The organism is Mycobacterium sp. (assembly GCF_032162605.1).
In the GTDB taxonomy this organism is placed as follows: domain Bacteria; phylum Actinomycetota; class Actinomycetes; order Mycobacteriales; family Mycobacteriaceae; genus Mycobacterium.
On record NZ_JAVROT010000409.1, the window covers coordinates 1 to 15,912 of the forward strand.

The window sequence follows — 15,912 nt, forward strand, 5'->3', positions numbered from 1 at the left end:
AGGCCGCCGCGGATCAGCGTGGCGAGCCCGAAGGTGAACGCCAGCCCCATCAGCGCCGGCAGTGCGTACTTGCTCGTCCGGACCCGATAGATCAGCGGCGCGATGAGCCAGCCGACGACCCCGAAGATGACGAACACGACCGGGAGCAGTACGAATGCGTCTACCCCCAGCTTGTCGCTGGCCACGATCGCCGCGAACGCGCCGAGTACCACCCACATCCCGACCGCGAGGTCGACGACGTCAAGAACGCCGAACGACAACGAGAAGCCGATGCTGATGGCGACATACAGACCACCGATGAGGATGCCCCCGACGAGCGCTTGCGCCAGTTGGGTCACGGCGTCCTCTCAGCAGAGCGGTCAGGGCTGCTGGGAGCGTATCCGGGCCGTAGGTTTGTTAACAATAGATCGATCGTTTTGGTCCCGGCGCCTCTCGACCCAGCTGTAGTGACCGGGGTAGGCGCCTGCGGACCCGAGGATCAGTTCACGGATGACGGCGCCGGTGGTGCGGTCGTGGACCACGACGTAGTCAGGTTTGGTCTCGATGACGGCGACCCGCTGACCCTTCCAGTGCTGACCGATGCCCTGGTGGGGCCGTTGATGGTTGTAATGCCAACGGAATTGGTCGCACAGCGCCTGCATTTCCTCGATCGTTCCGGCAGGCCCGTGGTCGGCGTAGACGTCCTTGACGGTTCGGTGCCAACGCTGACCGATCCTCAGCCCACGCTCAGCAGTTGCTTAGCAAAGGTAATGGGCTCGGTCTCTACACTCGCCGGGTGTTAGCCAGCTCAGCCGCCGCGATCAGTGGTGGCACGGCCGAGCGGGGACCGGTTCGAGTCGCAGCTCTCACGGGGATGCGGGGCCTAGCGGCCCTGCTGGTGCTGGGCACCCATGCGGCCTTCGCGACCGGCAAGCTGTCGCACGGCTATGTCGGCGTGATGTACGCACGCCTGGAGATCGGCGTGGCGATCTTCTTCGTGTTGTCGGGCTTCCTGTTGTTCAGGCCGTGGGTGCGTGCTGCGGCCGCAGGCGAGTCGCTGCCGTCCGTCGGGCACTACGCGCGGCGCCGGATGCGCCGCGTCATGCCCGCCTATCTCGTCACCGTGGTGGCGGTCTTCGTCGTGTTCTCGTTCTACTCGGCGGGCCCGAATCCCGGCCAGAGTTGGGCAGGTCTGCTTCGGTACGTCACGCTCACGCAGATCTACACCGACAACTTCTTGATCACGTACCTGCACCAGGGTCTTTCGCAGACGTGGAGTTTGGCGGTGGAGGTGTCGTTCTACGCGGTACTGCCAGCGCTGGCGTTTCTGTTGCTGACGGTGCACGGCGGCGGCCGGTGGCAACCCAGGCGACTGCTCGCCGGCCTGGCCGTGATCGCCGCCGCAAGTCCTCTGTGGTTGATCATCGTGAACACCACCGACTGGCTGCCGAACTCAGCAGGAATGTGGTTGCCTGCCCATCTCGTGTGGTTCGCCGGTGGGATGATGTTGGCGACACTGCAGTCGATGGCGGCGCGTTGCCCTGCCGGACTGGCGATTCCGCTGGCAATGGTTCTGTATTTGGTGGTCTGCACGCCCATCGCGGGAGCCATCACGATGGGACCAGTTCGGCTGTGGGAGCCGATCACGAAGAATCTTCTCTACGCGGGTATCGCGACGTTGGTGGTGGCGCCGCTGGTGCTCGGTGGCGGCGGGTGGTTCGAGCGTGTGCTGGGCAGTCGACCGATGGTCTGGCTCGGTGAGATCTCCTACGAAATCTTCTTGCTGCACGTGGCGGTCATGGCATTGGTGTTCGGGGTGGTACTGCGCTGGCCGCTTTTCACCGGCTCACTGCCTGGGCTGTTTGGGTTGACACTGGTCATCACGATGCCGCTGGCGTATGCGCTGCGTCGGCTCACGGAGCCGAGGCGAAATATCAACTGGCACAGGGATCATGCAGCTGCGTGGCGAGACGCGGCTGTCGCATCGCGACTCAATCGAGGGCGATGTCTTCGCTGATCCCGGCCTGCGCCTTGGTGGTGGTCACGTCGCGGCATTCGCCGTAGAGGATGATGTGGACTTTTGCGACGCTGGCGTCGGCCGGGTAGAGGACCGCATCCACGTCGTTCTTCTTCAGTGCCGTGCCGTGGCTTTGAAAGCCACCGTCTGTGGCCCACCCGGCGCTTTGAAGACGTTGCGTCATTTGGTCGAACGCGGCGGATGCCGCAGTGGGATCGGTGGGTGAGGCATAGAAGATGTTGACGACTCCGCGGAACGGGGCCTCGCCCTGGTCGTTGCACGAGGATCGCGAGAAGTGGGCAGAGGCAACGGGTTGCGCCACGATGTGGCTGACATCGGTTGCGGCGTCGACGACCTGGGCCTTGGATTCTTCGGGAGTCATCGGATTCGACACGCCATTAGCCACTGAACTCACTGCTCCACATCCTGCAAGTAGGGTCGCCGCCGCGACGATGGTCAATGCGTGCCGTGTGCCGTTCAAGCCGAAAGCTCCTTAGGTGTGGTGATGTCCGCTGGTGGGCAGCCGATAGAGCTCCGGGTCGTAGTCGGTCGACGGCAAGGATGGAAACATGTCCTTCGCTATGTCTGGGAGTACCGAGTCGCGGTGGGACGCGGTCATGCCGTCGTGTTCGAGGGCATCGCCGTGCCCAGATGCGATGTCCCCAATGCTGAACAGTGATTCGGTTCCAGGTTCGTAGTAGTGGCTGTGGTCGTTGAACGTGATTCCGGGGACCTCGGCCTTGAATCTCGTCGACCCGAATCCGTCGACGGAGGGGTCGGCGCCGAGCGCGACGGTGATGTCGGTGCCAGGGATGTGGGATTGGCCGATGCCGCCGAGGAAGGTGATCGGATCGGTCGACGCCGAGCCGACGTAGACGTGGCCGCCGTCGGGAAGGTGGAAGTCCGACGCGTTCTGGGCCATGTCGGTTCCTGGGCATCCGACCAGCACGACGTCGTTGACGTGCATGCCGTACCCAGCGACCGCGTCGGCAACCGTGGTCGATCCGTAGGAGTGGCCGATGGCGGTGATGTGGGATGGCACACCGTCTCTGTGGGTGGATGCGAGTGCATTGACGTCGGAGGCGAGCTGCTGGCCGCCCTGGTGTGCCAGTCCGGTTTGACCGACCTGCGGGTCGAAGAGACTGTCCGGCGCGTCGTAACCCATCCACGCAATCACCGACGTCGACTTGCCGTGGTCTGCCGCCCGGGTCTCGTTGAAGACGTTGGCCGCATCATCGGATTTCAACCATCCCTCGGTGACGCTGTGGCTGGTTCCTGGGACCACCACGGCGGTGTTGGCCGCCTCGTCCGGGTCACCGATGGCGATCGCAGCTCGGCCCGCCCCGCCGAACTCGTCCGGTTCGTAAACCTGAAGAAACGTCTCAGCACCCGTCATTTCGGCGTCGTGCTCGAGCCCCGCCTCGACCTGCACCGCGTTGTTGTAGCGGTCCATCATCCCCGAGGCCATTCCGTAGCGTTCGGGGTGGGCTTTCACCTCGTCGACGGTCACGCCGCGGGCCGCGGCCACCTCGGCGAGGCGGTTGATGTCCTGGTGCATCACAGTCTTATTGGCCGTACTGCGGTCACGGACGGGGATGCCGTCGAGGTTTCCCAACTTCTCGGGCCACGCCTGCAGCAGTTGGGCTTGTTTGTCTTTCGGGAGCGAATTCCACCACTTGTTGACGTCCTTGGGATCCTTGCCGACCGGGATCTCCGAACCGGTGTCGTACGGCGGTGCCTCCGGTAACGGGATTCCGCCCGGCCCCAGCTTCAACGGCGCACCGTCGAGGCCCCCGACGGCGGCGCGCAGGCCCTGGCTGAGCTGCCGGTCGGTGGTGTCGAAACCCGCCAACAGCGTCTTGACGTTCGTCGAGTTCGCCGCCGCCAACTGCCGGAGCTTCATGGCGTTGACCGGACTGACCTTGCCGTACTGATCCAGTGGACTTCCGGGCCGTACCGACACCGTCCCGTCCGGCGCGACCTGCCATCCCTGGCCGGACAACTGGCCGACCGTTTGCAGCAGGTTTGTCCGCGTCCGGGTGAGTTGGCCGCCGCCTTGTTGCAGGACGGTCTGTGCCCGATTCAAGGCGTCGTGGATCTGTTGCATCCGTTGCAGGGTGGGTTGCGCCTTCGCGATCGCCGCATCCGACGCAGTGCCCTGCCACCCGCTGCGCAATCCATCCAGCGTGGCGCGCTGCGTCTGGATCTGCGAGGCCAGACCGGATGCCTTCTGACCGAGTTCGGTGGCCGACTGGGTCAGTCCTTCGGGTCGCGACGCCTGCACCTGCGGAATCGTCACCGCCATGGCGGCGGCCCTCCGTCGGGTTCAGGCGATCCCGGCACGGAGGTGGTGGTCACTGCGCGAGCTTGCGCAGTCGGCGGGCGAATTCCTCGTCGGTCCGGTGGTACTGATCGGCAGCCGCTGAGAGATTGGTGGAGTGGGCCGTCAACTCGTCGTTCACCGTGTCCGCTGCGGTGTCGAACGTCGTGCCGGCGAACTGACACGCCACTTCACTGAGCAGACCCGACACGCCGGTGCTGGCGCTCGCCATCGACTGGCCGGTACCCATACCGGCAACGAAGGTGCCCACGTCTGCCTGCGCCGTCGCCGCGGTGCGCAAGTGCGCTGGGTCTACCCGCAACGTCGCTCCCATGACCATGATCCTAAGTCCACCAGCAACGGCGAAGGGGCACTTCTTGGGTCGCCCCGGCATTGGCTGTGCGGCCATTGCGACGATGGCGCCGAGGCGCACGGGGACACGCGAACCTCCACGGCCTCGTCGGTGCCGGGGATATCCTTTCCCATGCAAATTGCCGGGGGAGTAGCGACGCTGATGATGGTTACTCGCCCGTGACCATCACCGTCACCGAGACACCCCGCCTCGCCAACGCCGCCGAGCGCAAGGTGTGGCAGATCCTCGTCGAGCAACTCGAGCCGAATGATCTGCTGGTGTCGGGCCAGCGCGTCACCGATCATCTCAAGGATCACGAGGTCGACTTCGTGGTGGCCATCGAGGGTGCGGGCATCGTCTGTCTGGAGGTCAAGGGCGGAGTGGTGTGGCACGACGGCGGTGGCTGGTGGCAGATCCGTGGCGGCCGGGAGAAGCCCATCGAGCCGGTCCGCCAGGCCCGCGAGGCGTGCTACGCGCTGCGGGACTTCATCGAGAAGGATCCGCGGTGGACGCAGCGCCGGCTGCGCTGGGACCACGTGGTCGTGCTGCCCAATACCGAACTGCCCGCCGACTTCGATCTCCCCGAGTGCCCGCGGTGGAAGGTCATCGACCGCAACGACCTGCCGCACCTGGTCGACAAGCTCCGGGAAGTGTTGATCCGCCAAGAGCTCGACCGTCCGCTGCTGACCCGTGGTGGCGTCGAGCAGCTCGCAACGGCGTTGAGCGGCAGGGGATTACCGCAACGCGACGTCGTGGCCCGCGCGGTGGCCAACGAGGACGCCGCCGACGCGCTCACCGAGCATCAGGCCGTCATCCTCGACGCCACCCGGCTGCTCACCCGTGTCGAGGTCCGCGGCGGCGCGGGCAGCGGCAAGACGTTCCTGGCGATGGAGCAGGCCCGTCGCCTGGCACTGAAGGGCCAGCGCGTCGCGCTGGTCTGCTACTCGCACGGTCTGGCCTCCTACCTCGAACGCATCGCTGCCACGTGGCCGCGGCGCCAGCAGCCCGCCTACGTCGGCGAGTTCCACGACCTAGGCAAGCAGTGGGGTGCGCCCGCCGCACCCGACGAGGCGCTGCGCAACGACGAGACCGTCAGATTCTGGGAACACGACCTGCCGCTGCAAATGGCCGATCTCGCAGCCGAACTCGAGCCCGGTCACCGATTCGACTCCATCGTCGTCGACGAGGCCCAGGACTTCGCCGACGCCTGGTGGGACCCGCTGCTCGCGGCACTGAAGGATCCCGTCGAGGGTGGCATCTACGTGTTCAGCGACGAGGGGCAACGCGTCTTCGACCGCCACGGCGCCCCGCCGGTGCCGCTGGTCCCGTTGATCCTCGATCACAACCTGCGCAACACCCGCCAGATCGCCAATGGGTTCCAGCCGCTGGTTGATCACCCGATGCGGTTCCTCGGCGGTGAGGGCCCGGCCGTCACCTTCGTGCCGTGCGACCGCGACAAGGCGCTGGGTGTTGGGGATGATCAGATCGACCTCCTGATCGAAGAGGGCTGGCGCCAGCAGGATCTCGCGCTGCTGACCACCGGCAGCCGTCATCCCGAGCAGACCGAACGCCAGCGTGATGGCCACAAGGCCTACTGGGACACCTTCTGGGACACGGATCAGGTGTTCTACGGGCACGTCCTGGGCTTCAAGGGACTCGAGCGGCGTGCAGTGGTCCTCGTCATCAACGAGGAGGCGAAGTTTGAACGCTCCCGCGAACGGCTCTACGTCGGATTGTCCAGGGCACGTGATCAACTCGTCGTCTGCGGTGACCCCGACTTCATCCGCGACGTCGGCGGCCAGGATCTGGCCCGGCGCCTCAACGTCGACCCTGCGCCGCCGACGTAGAATCCGGCTAGCAGGTTGGGGCAGGGCCGATTGGGGAATCGAGACGACATGGCACCGTTGAGGACGGGAACAGGCTTCCCCGACGTAGTGGTCACCGCGGTCACGTCCACGACGTCGATCGCCACCGACGCCGAGGAGACTTGGCGCCAACTGCTGGACGGCCACAGCGGAATCCGTCCGCTCGACAAGCCGTTCGTCGCCGAGTTCGACCTGCCGGTCCGCATCGGCGGGCAGCTGCGCGAGGACTTCGACCATCACCTCAACCGCGTCGAACTGCGGCGGCTGTCGTATCTGCAGAAGATGTCGACGATCCTGAGCCGCAGGCTCTGGGACGAGGCCGGACTCGACGGTGTCGACACCGCCCGGCTGATGATCGCGATCGGGCTGGCTCTTGGCACCTCCGAGGAGACCGTCGTGCAGTACGACGCCTTCAAGGAGAAGGGCATGCGCGCAGTGTCGCCGCTGGCGATACAGATGTACATGCCCAACTCGCCTGCCGCCGCCGTCGGCCTGGAGCGCAAGGCGAAGGCGGGCATCGTGACCCCACTCATGGCGGACGCCTCGGGCGCCGCGGCCATCGCCGAGGCGTGGCGCGGCATCATCTTCGGGGACGCGGACTTCGCCATCTGCGGCGGCATCGACACGTGGATCGCCGCCGTGCCCATCGCGTCGTTCAGCCAACTCGGCCTGCTCTCGATGAACAATGACCACCCCGCCGCGGCCTGCCGCCCCTTCGACGTCGATCGCGACGGCACGGTGTTCAGCGAGGGCGGCGCGCTGATGGTCATCGAGACCGAGGAGCACGCCGTAGCTCGCGGGGCCACGATCCTTGGCCGGCTGATGGGCGCCGCCATCACCTCGGACGGCTACGACTACGTCGCACCGGACCCGAGTGGCGAGTCCGCGGCACGCGCCATCGCCCGCGCGATCGAGCTCGCAGGCATCGCACCCGACGACGTCGACCTCGTCTGCGCGCACGCCGCCGGAACCGGACCCGGCGACCTGGCCGAGGCCAAGGCGTTGCACCAGGTGCTCGATGGTCACAAGCCTGCGGTGTACGCGCCCACGGCGGCACTCGGACACTCCTGGGGCGCAACGGGAGCCATCGACGCGGTCCTGACCGTGCAGGCACTGCGCGACGGGGTGGCACCGCCCACGCTGAACCTCAAGACGCTGGACCCCGCCATCGACCTCGACGTGGTGACCGACCGGCCTCGCCGCGGCGAGTACCGCTACGCGCTCGCCGACTGCTTCGGGTTCGGCGGCTACAACGTCGCGTTGGTGTTCGGCGCGCCGTGAGCCCCGGCTCACCCCTTGACGAGCGTGCGCACGTAGTGCCCGTCGAGGGCCTGCATCTATTCGTAATTCATCTGGATCTGCTTCGGGTGATCTATTGTCCTATCAGGTCGAGTCTCATATTTTTATGGCTCATATCGCCAGTGTGATGGGATCTCAGAGACTGAGTGCCCCGCCTGCCAAGGCCGCACCGCCCCCCGCGCGTCGCAGAGAGAACCGGAATATGTCGTGGACGACTCATTGATCTGTCGTAGTGCCGTCGACCTGGCAGAGGCCCTGCGGCGCCGCGACGTCTCTGCCCGCGAGGTGCTCGCTGCGCATGTGGAACAGATCGACCGCTACAACCCGGCAATCAATGCGGTCGTGAGCCTGGACATCGAGGGAGCCGAGCGGGCGGCCGCCGAGGCAGACCGACGATGCGCGGCGGGGGAGCCGTTGGGCCCACTGCACGGGCTACCGATCTCCTTCAAGGACACCCACGCCACCGCGGGACTGCGGACGACGTTCGGGTCTCCATTGCACGCCAACTGGATTCCGCAGCATGACGAGGAGATCGTCCGACGCATCCAAGCCTCCGGCGCCGTTCGTGTGGGCAAGACCAACGTGCCTGAGTTCGCGGCCGGGTCGCACTCGTTCAATACGGTCTTCGGCACGACCCGCAACCCGTACGCCCTGGATCGGTCGGCCGGCGGCAGCAGCGGAGGTGCCGCCGCGGCCCTGGCCACCGGCCTGCAGCCCATCGCCGACGGCAGCGACATGGGCGGGTCGTTGCGCAATCCCGCGTCGTTCTGCAACGTCGTCGGGCTGCGCCCGACACCGGGCCGGGTGCCCGATCCCGCGGCGGCGTGGGCGTACCCCAACCTGGCGACCGGTGGCCCGATGGCCCGCACGGTCGGCGACGTCGCACTGCTTCTGTCGGTGATCGCCGGTGCCCATCGCGACGACCCGATGTCGCTGTCCGATGACCCGGCATCGCTGGCGGCCGTGAATCCGGCCGACCTGCGCGGGCTTCGGGTGGCGTGGGCACCGACCCTCGGCGATCGGGTCCCGGTCGCCGCCGACGTGCTGGCCCCGTTGGAAACCGCAGCCGGGGTGTTCGCGGCTGAGGGCGCGCACGTCGAACCGGCATGTCCCGACCTCGACGGCGCCGACGCGGTGTTCCGCACGTTGCGTGCCGTGGAGTTCGACACGAATTGGGGTGAGGAACTCGACGCCACGCCGGAGGCATTCAAGGCCGACCTGGCGTGGAACATCCGCGAAGGCCGCGCCAGAACCGCCCACGATGTGGGCCGGGCGCTCGCTGAGCTGACCCGGCTGCAGCGGGCGGCGAACTCATTCTTCGACACCTACGACGTGCTGATCGCCCCCGTCAGTCAGGTCGCCCCGTTCGACGCGGATCTTCTCTGGCCCACCGAGATTGCGGGTGTACGTCAGCACGACTACCTCGACTGGATGGCCTCCTGCTACCTGCTCACCACGCTCGGCGTCCCGGCCATTTCGGTGCCCGCCGGGTTCACCCCCGATGGACTGCCCGTCGGGCTGCAAATCATCACCCGCGCCCGCAGCGAGCAGACGTTGCTCGCCGTGGCCGCGGCGTTTGAAGCCGCCACCGAACACGGTCGGCGGCGTCCCGCCCTCACGCTGGAGAACCGCTCATGACACCGCCCGCCCTGGAACACCGCGGCGGGTCGCATCGCCGGTGTGCTGGTGGTGAGGTGGATAACGTTCTTCGAGATCCCGATCGGCAGCTGGGATTCCGGGTTCATCGCACTCGGCCCGAACCTCGTCGTGCTGCGCTGGCCCCGACGCACCTGCTGCGGGTGCAGTGCCGCCCAGACAAAGTTCAGTCGGTGGCCCGCACCCTCGCGTCCTGGCCCCAGACGGTGTTCGTCTACGCCCTCGCCGAGTCCGCGGAGGTAATTGCAGAGCTGACAGCGGATTTCGACGCGCTACCCGCGTTGCCCGGTGCCGAGCTGGACGGTGTACTGACCTACGGCTGACCCCAGTGCTCCAGTATTTCCGGACTGTCGCTAATGGCGTGCCGGCGTGCTGACGCCCGACGAGGTTGCCGCGCTCGAATTGTCCGATGTCCCACCGGAACAGACCCGCAGGGGGTTACCGTCCCTGGGAAGCACACGTCGAGTCGGTGCACGCGACCCTGCTGGTGCAGACATTCAAGCGTGGCGGCGTCGTCACCGAACCCCCCGACCATTTCGGCCGGCCATTACCTGCTCCGTAGTGAAAGGGTCTCTCCACCAATGCTTCTGACATCCCTGGATTCTGCTGATGCAGGCGCGGTCGATTCAGCCGCGGCGATCACGATCGGCACGCAGAACATGTCGCGGGCGCAACTCGACGACGCAGCGCGTGCTCTTGCCGGCTCAGAAGAAGCTCCTCAGCGGTTGAGGTTGTCGCTCTGAGGCGGGCAATTCGAACACCGGTACCGGCTCACCCCTTGACGAGCGTGAACTGCCCCAACTCGCTGACGCGACGCTTGAAGAAGTCGCTGCAGCCGGTCAGGTACTTCATGTACCGCTCGTAGACCGCTTCCGACGTCGCGGTCACGGCCTCGTCGTGGTGCGCCTCCAACGCTGTAGACCACAGGTCGAGCGTGCGCACGTAGTGCTCGTCGAGCAGTTGCTTGTCCTCGACCGTGAACCCGGCCTCGGTGGCGAGGGTGACGATCTGCTCTTCGCCGGGCACCGAGCCACCGGGGAAGATTTCCTTGGCGATGAACCGCATGAACCGTAGGTCGGTCATCGTCACCGGGATGCCCAGCTCCGGCCACTGCTTGAGCGGATGACCGAGGATCGCCTGCAACACCATGCGGCCGTCGCCGGGCAGGATGCTGCTGCACGTCTTGAAGAACGGCGCGTAGCGGTCCGGCGGGAACGCCTCGATGGCCTCGAGGCTGATGATGCGGTCGACGGGCTCGTCGAACTGTTCCCACCCACGAAGCATCACCCGCCGAGTCCGCGAGGTGTCCAACTCGTCGAGCAGCTGCTGACCGAACTTGGCCTGGTTCCTGCTCAGCGTCAGGCCGACGACGTTGACGTCGTGGTTCTCGACCGCGCGCTTCATCACCGAGCCCCAGCCGCACCCGATGTCGAGCAGCGTCATGCCCGGCTGCAGGTTCAGTTTGCCGAGCGCGAGGTCGATCTTGGCCACCTGCGCTTCTTCGAGCGTCATGTCGTCGCGGTCGAAGTACGCACAACTGTACGTTCGCGTCGGATCCTGGAACGTGCCGAAGAAGTCGTCGGACAGGTCGTAGTGAGCCTGCACCTCTTCGAAGTGCGGCTCCATCGCCGGCGTACCTACAGTGCTCTCAGCCATCCCCGACTGACCTCCATCCGATGGACCGCCCGACTCGCGCTGCGGTCCTATTTAGTTAGCGTGCGAACGCAAATTATTACACCATCGCGAGTCATGCCTTCTCGCAGGTGAATTGGACGACGTCGGTGTAACCCGCGCGGAACAGGTCGGCGCAACCGGTCAGATACTTGAGGAACCGCTCGTAGATCTGCTCGGACGTGATCTCGATGGCCTCGTCCTTCTTGGCCTCGAGATTGGCCGCCCACGAGTCCAACGTCTTGACGTAGTGCGGCTGTAGATGCTGCTCGCGGGTGACCTTGTAGCCCGCCTTGACGGCGTGATTGGTGACCATCGAGGCCAGCGGCAAGCGGCCGCCGGGGTAGATCTCGTCCATGATGAACTTGATGAAGCGCACCCGCGACATGGTCAGCGGCAGCTTCTTGGCCTTGATCTCCTCATCCTCCGGAATGACGATGGTGTGCAGCATCTGCACGCCATCCTCGGGCAACCAGTCGAAGGTCTTCTTGAAGTAGTCGTCGTATTTGTTGAAGCCGAAGTGCTCGAACGCGCCGATCGAGACGATCCGGTCCACCTCGCCGCTGAAGTCCTCCCACGGTTGGAGCCGGACCTCCATCGTGCGGTCGCTCGTCGAGTTGGCGAACCAGTGCTCCTCGATGTGTCGCTTCTGGTTCTCCGACAGCGTCAGGCCGATGACGTTGACGTCGTACTTCTCGACCGCCCGCATGATCGTGGCCCCCCACCCGCAGCCGATGTCGAGGAGCGTCATCCCCGGCTTCAAGCCGAGCTTGCCGAGGGACAGATCGATCTTCGCCATTTGCGCCTGCTCGAGGGTGTAGTCGTCCTTCTCGAAGTAGGCGCAGCTGTAGACCTGGTTGGGGTCCTGCCACAGCTTGAAGAAGTCATTCGAGATGTCGTAGTGGAACTGAACTTCCTTCTTGTCCGACCCGCGGGCTCGCGACGCAGACTTGGACAGCCACGTCGACTGCGCAGGTGACGGACTTTGCGTTTCACTCGAAGAATTCATAAACCAACCTGTCGGCTGTCGAAAATCGCGGTCGCGGTCGTGCCGTCCAGCTCCTTCTTCACCGTGCCGGCACGTTGACTTTACCTCCGGCGCCCAGCCGTGCCGACGCTTATACGACTCTGCGCGCGCCAGTTTCTTCGGGTGCCATGTCGCTATTGTTTGCCGATGATCGAGCGGCGCATTGCTGTGCTTGCGCAGGGTGGGAAAATCCCGCCAGGCGGAATCTCGACCCGGCGTGACGTCGGCGCGTGCGACGGCACAGACTGGAGTTCATGACGGATCGTGAGGACACCCGCGTCGCGGTCTATCTCGACTTCGACAACATCGTGATCTCGCGATACGACCAAGTGAACGGTCGCAACTCGTTCCAGCGCGACAAGACCAAGGGCCTGGAGGTCGACCGCCTACAACGGGCCACCGTCGACGTCGGAGCGATCATCGACTTCGCGTCGTCCTTCGGAACCCTGGTGCTCACCCGCGCCTACGCCGACTGGTCGGCCGACGTGAACGCCGGCTACCGCGGCCAGCTGGTCGGACGCGCCGTTGACCTGGTGCAGCTGTTCCCCGCCGCGGCGTACGGCAAGAACGGCGCCGACATCCGGCTCGCGGTCGACGCCGTCGAGGACATGTTCCGGTTGCCCGACCTGACGCACGTGGTGATCGTCGCCGGCGACTCCGATTACATCGCGCTCGCGCAGCGCTGCAAGAGGCTCGGCCGCTACGTCGTCGGCATCGGGGTGGCAGGCTCGTCGAGCCGGTCGCTGGCTGCGGCGTGCGACGACTTCGTCATCTACGACGCCCTGCCCGGGGTGCCGGTGTTCGAACCGAACGCCGAGCCGGAAACGGACAAGGACGAGCCCGAACCCCAGCCGAAGAAGCGCGCCCCGCGCCGACGCGCCACCCGGCCGCAGGCCGTGGAGGAGGAGCCCGAGGCGCCCGACCCGCAGACCGCCGCCACCGGACTGCTCGAGCGGGCGCTGCGGATCGGGTTGGAGAAGGACGACGTCGAGTGGCTGCACAACTCCGCGGTGAAGGCCCAGATGAAGCGGATGGACCCGTCGTTCAGCGAGAAGTCCCTGGGCTTTCGGTCCTTCAGCGACTTCCTGCGGTCCCGCTCTGACGTCGTGGAGCTCGACGAGAGTTCGACGACCCGCATGGTCCGCCTGAAGGGCAGCTGAACCGCCGGAGCCGCCCCGGCGGCGACATGGAGCAACGACGGCGCCCGCCGTGACGGACCCTTGAATCAGGCGATCGTGCTGACGATGTCGGGCTTCATCTGATCCAACTGCGCGCTCCAGTAGGGCCAGCTGTGGGTGCCGTTCGGCGGGAAGTTGAACGTCGCGTTCTTCCCGCCCGCGTCCGTGTACGCGTTCTGGAAGGCGATGTTGCTGTCCTTGGTCAGGCCCTCCAGGAAGGTGGCGGGCAGATCGCCGCCGCCCAGGTCGGTGGGGGTGCCGTTGCCCGTGTAGACCCAGATGCGGGTGCCGTTCGCGGCGATCGTGCCGGCCTGCAGCGTCGGGTCGTTGCGCTGCCAGTCCGGCCCGCCGCCCGGGCCCCACATGGCGTTCGCGTCGAAGTCGCCTGCGTCGTGCATCGAGAAACCGACCAGGGTGGGCCAGATGCCGTCGGAGAGGTGCTCGAATCCCGACATCGACCCCGCGTACTTGAAGTTGCCGGGGTGATACGCGGCCAGAATCAGCGAGGCGCTGCCCGACATGGACAATCCGACGACCGCATTACCGGAGCTTGAGATGCCCTTGTTGGCCGCGAGGTAGGCAGGCAGCTCCGAGGTCAGGAACGTCTCCCAGTTGTAAGTCCAGGTCTGGCCATTGCCGACGGCCGGCTGCTCCCAGTTGGTGTAGAAGCTGGACATGCCGCCGACGGGCATGACCACCGAGACGCCCGATCCGTTGAACTTCTCGAACGCATTGGTCTCGATGTCCCAGCCGCTGTTGTCGTCGCGGGCGCGCAGCCCGTCGAGCAGGTAGACGGCGTGGTGGCCGCCCGGCAGGAACCGCACCAGCACGTTGCGCCCCATCGCGGCCGACGGGACCTGCAGGTCCTCGACCGGCAACCCCGCCGGCGAGTACGCGCCAGCGGTCGCCGAACCACCGGCGACACCGATCAGGCCGGGCAGCGTGGCGGCGGTGACCGCGACGACCGCGATCCGGCGCCAGGCCCCTCGGAATGTGGAAGTCAGCGTCATCTTCTGCCCAATCTCATGTGTGACGACCCACCTGTGTACGGTCGTCGGATTTGGTTGCCGCAGAGCCAGGCGCCCGCCAGCGGACCGCTGACCCGGCTGCCACTTCTGCGCAACCAACACCCCTCAGCGCTCCCGACGGAGTCCTGCTGTCATCGGTTACTCGCGGGGCGATACCCATTCGTTACCAAACGACACCTGCAGATCGTACTTTCTACTGGTGTACGGCGCGTGTGGATCGGTATCAGCAGTTCCGCGCGGTCGATCAGGAGTCTGCCGCGGGCGCCGCCGCTTCGCTGCTGTGCGCTCGCAGAGCGAACATCTTGAAACGAGCTGATTACGAACGAACTACGCCGACCCAGGTCGGTGTGAGGGATTGCGCGCAACCCCCTACCATTGGGCCTCGACATCTCTTCGATGCCGGAAATCAATGGAGCCTTGTTGACGTCTTCTCGCCGTGTCCATGGGGCCTGGTTGGCCTCTGTCTTCGCCGTGCTCACAGTGCTCGGTGGTGTCGTCGTGAGCGGATCCGAACGGTGCCCGAACGGCTGCCAGGTGAGCGCCGCCCCTCGCGACCTGTCCGATTCCGAGCCCGTCGTGCCGACCTCGACGCCTGCGGTTCTGGCGATCATGCCGTCACCTGCGAGCGACAAGGTCAACCCCGCAGACCCCGTCCTGGTGACCGCGACGACCGGCAGCATCACCGACGTCACGATGACCAACGACAGCGGGAAGGTGATCTCCGGCGTGCTCACGCCGGACCACACGGCGTGGAAGCCGACCCTTCAGCTGGGGTATGACCGCACCTACAAGATGACGATCCTTGCGCGCGGGCCCAACGGCATGCCCTCGCGTGAGGCGTCGTCGTTCACCACCGTCTCGCCGAGCAACCAGACGCAGGTTTACCTGGACACGACCAGCGGCGTAATGCTCCAGGACGGCGCGACCTACGGCGTCGGCACCGTCGTGGTCGCACACTTCGACGAATCGATCGACAACAAGGCCAACGCCGAACGCCACCTCTCCGTCACGACAAACCCGCCGGTTCCTGGCTCCTGGTACTGGGTCGACGACCAGACCGCGCATTGGCGCCCGGCGAAGTACTACGCGCCGGGCACCACCGTCACCGTCGCCGCCAACCTGTACGGCACGCCGCTCGGCGACGGTCTCTACGGCGCCGAGGACGAGCGCGTGTCGTTCAAGATCGGCGACGCGCACGTGTCGATCGCCGACGACAACACCCATCAGGTCAGCGTCTACGACAACGGCAAGCTGGTCCGCACCATGCCGACGTCCATGGGCATGGGCGGAATCCAGACCATCGCCGGCACCACCTTCTCGTTCTTCACCCCGCCGGGCGTCTACACGGTGCTCGACAAGGCCAACCCGGTGATCATGGACTCCTCGACGTTCGGGCTGCCGACCAACTCGCGCCTGGGCTACAAGGAGTCGATCGCCTACGCCACGAAGATCAGCACCGACGGCATCTATCTCCACCAGCTCAACTCCACGGTGTGGGCGCAGGGCAACACCGACACCTC

At 65.9% G+C, this 15,912-nt stretch carries 15 protein-coding genes; 7 read left to right on the plus strand and 8 right to left on the minus strand.

Going from position 1 to position 15,912, the window contains the following annotated elements; all coding sequences use genetic code 11:
- Positions 1 to 338: ABC transporter permease subunit (locus QOI01_RS23165; protein WP_526385104.1), on the minus strand; the 338-nt coding region annotated here is incomplete at its 3' end.
- A 21-nt stretch (positions 339 to 359) separates the two neighbouring features.
- Complete coding sequence (locus QOI01_RS23170) at positions 360 to 719, minus strand: integrase core domain-containing protein (RefSeq protein WP_526385131.1); 360 nt, start codon at positions 717 to 719, stop codon at positions 360 to 362.
- Between the two features lie 56 nt (positions 720 to 775).
- Here QOI01_RS23170 and QOI01_RS23175 point away from each other — a divergent pair, with 56 nt between their 5' ends.
- Complete coding sequence (locus QOI01_RS23175) at positions 776 to 1,996, plus strand: acyltransferase family protein (RefSeq protein WP_526385106.1); 1,221 nt, start codon at positions 776 to 778, stop codon at positions 1,994 to 1,996.
- Here the strand turns inward: QOI01_RS23175 and QOI01_RS23180 are convergent.
- From QOI01_RS23180 to QOI01_RS23190, 3 genes are read right to left on the minus strand one after another with little or no spacing between them, the layout of a single operon-like run.
- The gene (locus QOI01_RS23180; RefSeq protein WP_526385108.1) at positions 1,971 to 2,456 is read right to left on the minus strand and encodes a lipoprotein LppJ family protein; all 486 of its coding nucleotides are present in this window, start codon (positions 2,454 to 2,456) and stop codon (positions 1,971 to 1,973) included. The two genes, QOI01_RS23175 and QOI01_RS23180, sit on opposite strands and share 26 nt — an antisense overlap.
- 33 nt (positions 2,457 to 2,489) lie before the next feature.
- On the minus strand, positions 2,490 to 4,301 hold the full coding sequence (locus QOI01_RS23185; RefSeq protein WP_526385110.1) for an alpha/beta hydrolase: 1,812 nt from the start codon (positions 4,299 to 4,301) through the stop codon (positions 2,490 to 2,492).
- Between the two features lie 49 nt (positions 4,302 to 4,350).
- Positions 4,351 to 4,650 (minus strand): type VII secretion target, encoded by a 300-nt coding sequence (locus tag QOI01_RS23190; RefSeq protein ID WP_526385112.1) that lies wholly within the window; start codon positions 4,648 to 4,650, stop codon positions 4,351 to 4,353.
- A 197-nt stretch (positions 4,651 to 4,847) separates the two neighbouring features.
- Here QOI01_RS23190 and QOI01_RS23195 point away from each other — a divergent pair, with 197 nt between their 5' ends.
- From QOI01_RS23195 to QOI01_RS23210, 4 genes are all read left to right on the plus strand, one after another.
- Positions 4,848 to 6,515, plus strand: coding sequence for an NERD domain-containing protein (locus QOI01_RS23195; protein WP_526385113.1), 1,668 nt, complete (start codon positions 4,848 to 4,850; stop codon positions 6,513 to 6,515).
- A gap of 48 nt (positions 6,516 to 6,563) precedes the next feature.
- Positions 6,564 to 7,814, plus strand: a complete 1,251-nt coding sequence (locus QOI01_RS23200) for a KasA/KasB family beta-ketoacyl-ACP synthase (RefSeq protein WP_526385115.1) — start codon at positions 6,564 to 6,566, stop codon at positions 7,812 to 7,814.
- A gap of 225 nt (positions 7,815 to 8,039) precedes the next feature.
- A complete protein-coding gene (locus tag QOI01_RS23205) occupies positions 8,040 to 9,470 on the plus strand; it encodes an amidase (protein WP_526385117.1) in 1,431 nt (476 codons plus the stop codon).
- 191 nt (positions 9,471 to 9,661) lie between these two features.
- Positions 9,662 to 9,811: a hypothetical protein gene (locus tag QOI01_RS23210; protein ID WP_526385119.1), complete on the plus strand. Its 150-nt coding sequence runs from the start codon at positions 9,662 to 9,664 to the stop codon at positions 9,809 to 9,811.
- 448 nt (positions 9,812 to 10,259) lie between these two features.
- On the opposite strand, the gene QOI01_RS23215 is transcribed toward QOI01_RS23210, so the two are convergent.
- Together QOI01_RS23215 and QOI01_RS23220 are read right to left on the minus strand one after the other, a co-directional pair.
- Positions 10,260 to 11,144, minus strand: coding sequence for a cyclopropane mycolic acid synthase family methyltransferase (locus tag QOI01_RS23215; RefSeq protein WP_526385121.1), 885 nt, complete (start codon positions 11,142 to 11,144; stop codon positions 10,260 to 10,262).
- A gap of 91 nt (positions 11,145 to 11,235) precedes the next feature.
- Entirely contained in the window at positions 11,236 to 12,168 is a 933-nt protein-coding gene (locus QOI01_RS23220) for a cyclopropane mycolic acid synthase family methyltransferase (RefSeq protein WP_526385123.1), read from the minus strand.
- A 272-nt stretch (positions 12,169 to 12,440) separates the two neighbouring features.
- On the opposite strand from QOI01_RS23220, the gene QOI01_RS23225 reads away from it, so the two are divergent.
- A complete protein-coding gene (locus QOI01_RS23225) occupies positions 12,441 to 13,346 on the plus strand; it encodes an NYN domain-containing protein (protein WP_526385125.1) in 906 nt (301 codons plus the stop codon).
- A 65-nt stretch (positions 13,347 to 13,411) separates the two neighbouring features.
- Here the strand turns inward: QOI01_RS23225 and QOI01_RS23230 are convergent, their stop codons facing one another.
- On the minus strand, positions 13,412 to 14,374 hold the full coding sequence (locus QOI01_RS23230) for an alpha/beta hydrolase (RefSeq protein ID WP_526385127.1): 963 nt from the start codon (positions 14,372 to 14,374) through the stop codon (positions 13,412 to 13,414).
- Between the two features lie 414 nt (positions 14,375 to 14,788).
- Between QOI01_RS23230 and QOI01_RS23235 the strand changes: the two genes are divergently transcribed.
- Positions 14,789 to 15,912: Ig-like domain-containing protein (locus QOI01_RS23235; protein ID WP_526385129.1), on the plus strand; the 1,124-nt coding region annotated here is incomplete at its 3' end.

Excerpts from the sequence above, each read along its gene's own strand:
- QOI01_RS23185 (WP_526385110.1), bottom strand. The coding sequence starts at position 4,301 with ATGGCGGTGACGATTCCGCAGGTGCAGGCGTCGCGACCCGAAGGACTG.
- QOI01_RS23190 (WP_526385112.1), bottom strand. The coding sequence starts at position 4,650 with ATGGGAGCGACGTTGCGGGTAGACCCAGCGCACTTGCGCACCGCGGCG.
- QOI01_RS23200 (WP_526385115.1), top strand. The coding sequence starts at position 6,564 with ATGGCACCGTTGAGGACGGGAACAGGCTTCCCCGACGTAGTGGTCACC.
- QOI01_RS23215 (WP_526385121.1), bottom strand. The coding sequence starts at position 11,144 with ATGGCTGAGAGCACTGTAGGTACGCCGGCGATGGAGCCGCACTTCGAA.
- QOI01_RS23220 (WP_526385123.1), bottom strand. The coding sequence starts at position 12,168 with ATGAATTCTTCGAGTGAAACGCAAAGTCCGTCACCTGCGCAGTCGACG.
- QOI01_RS23225 (WP_526385125.1), top strand. The coding sequence starts at position 12,441 with ATGACGGATCGTGAGGACACCCGCGTCGCGGTCTATCTCGACTTCGAC.
- QOI01_RS23230 (WP_526385127.1), bottom strand. The coding sequence starts at position 14,374 with ATGACGCTGACTTCCACATTCCGAGGGGCCTGGCGCCGGATCGCGGTC.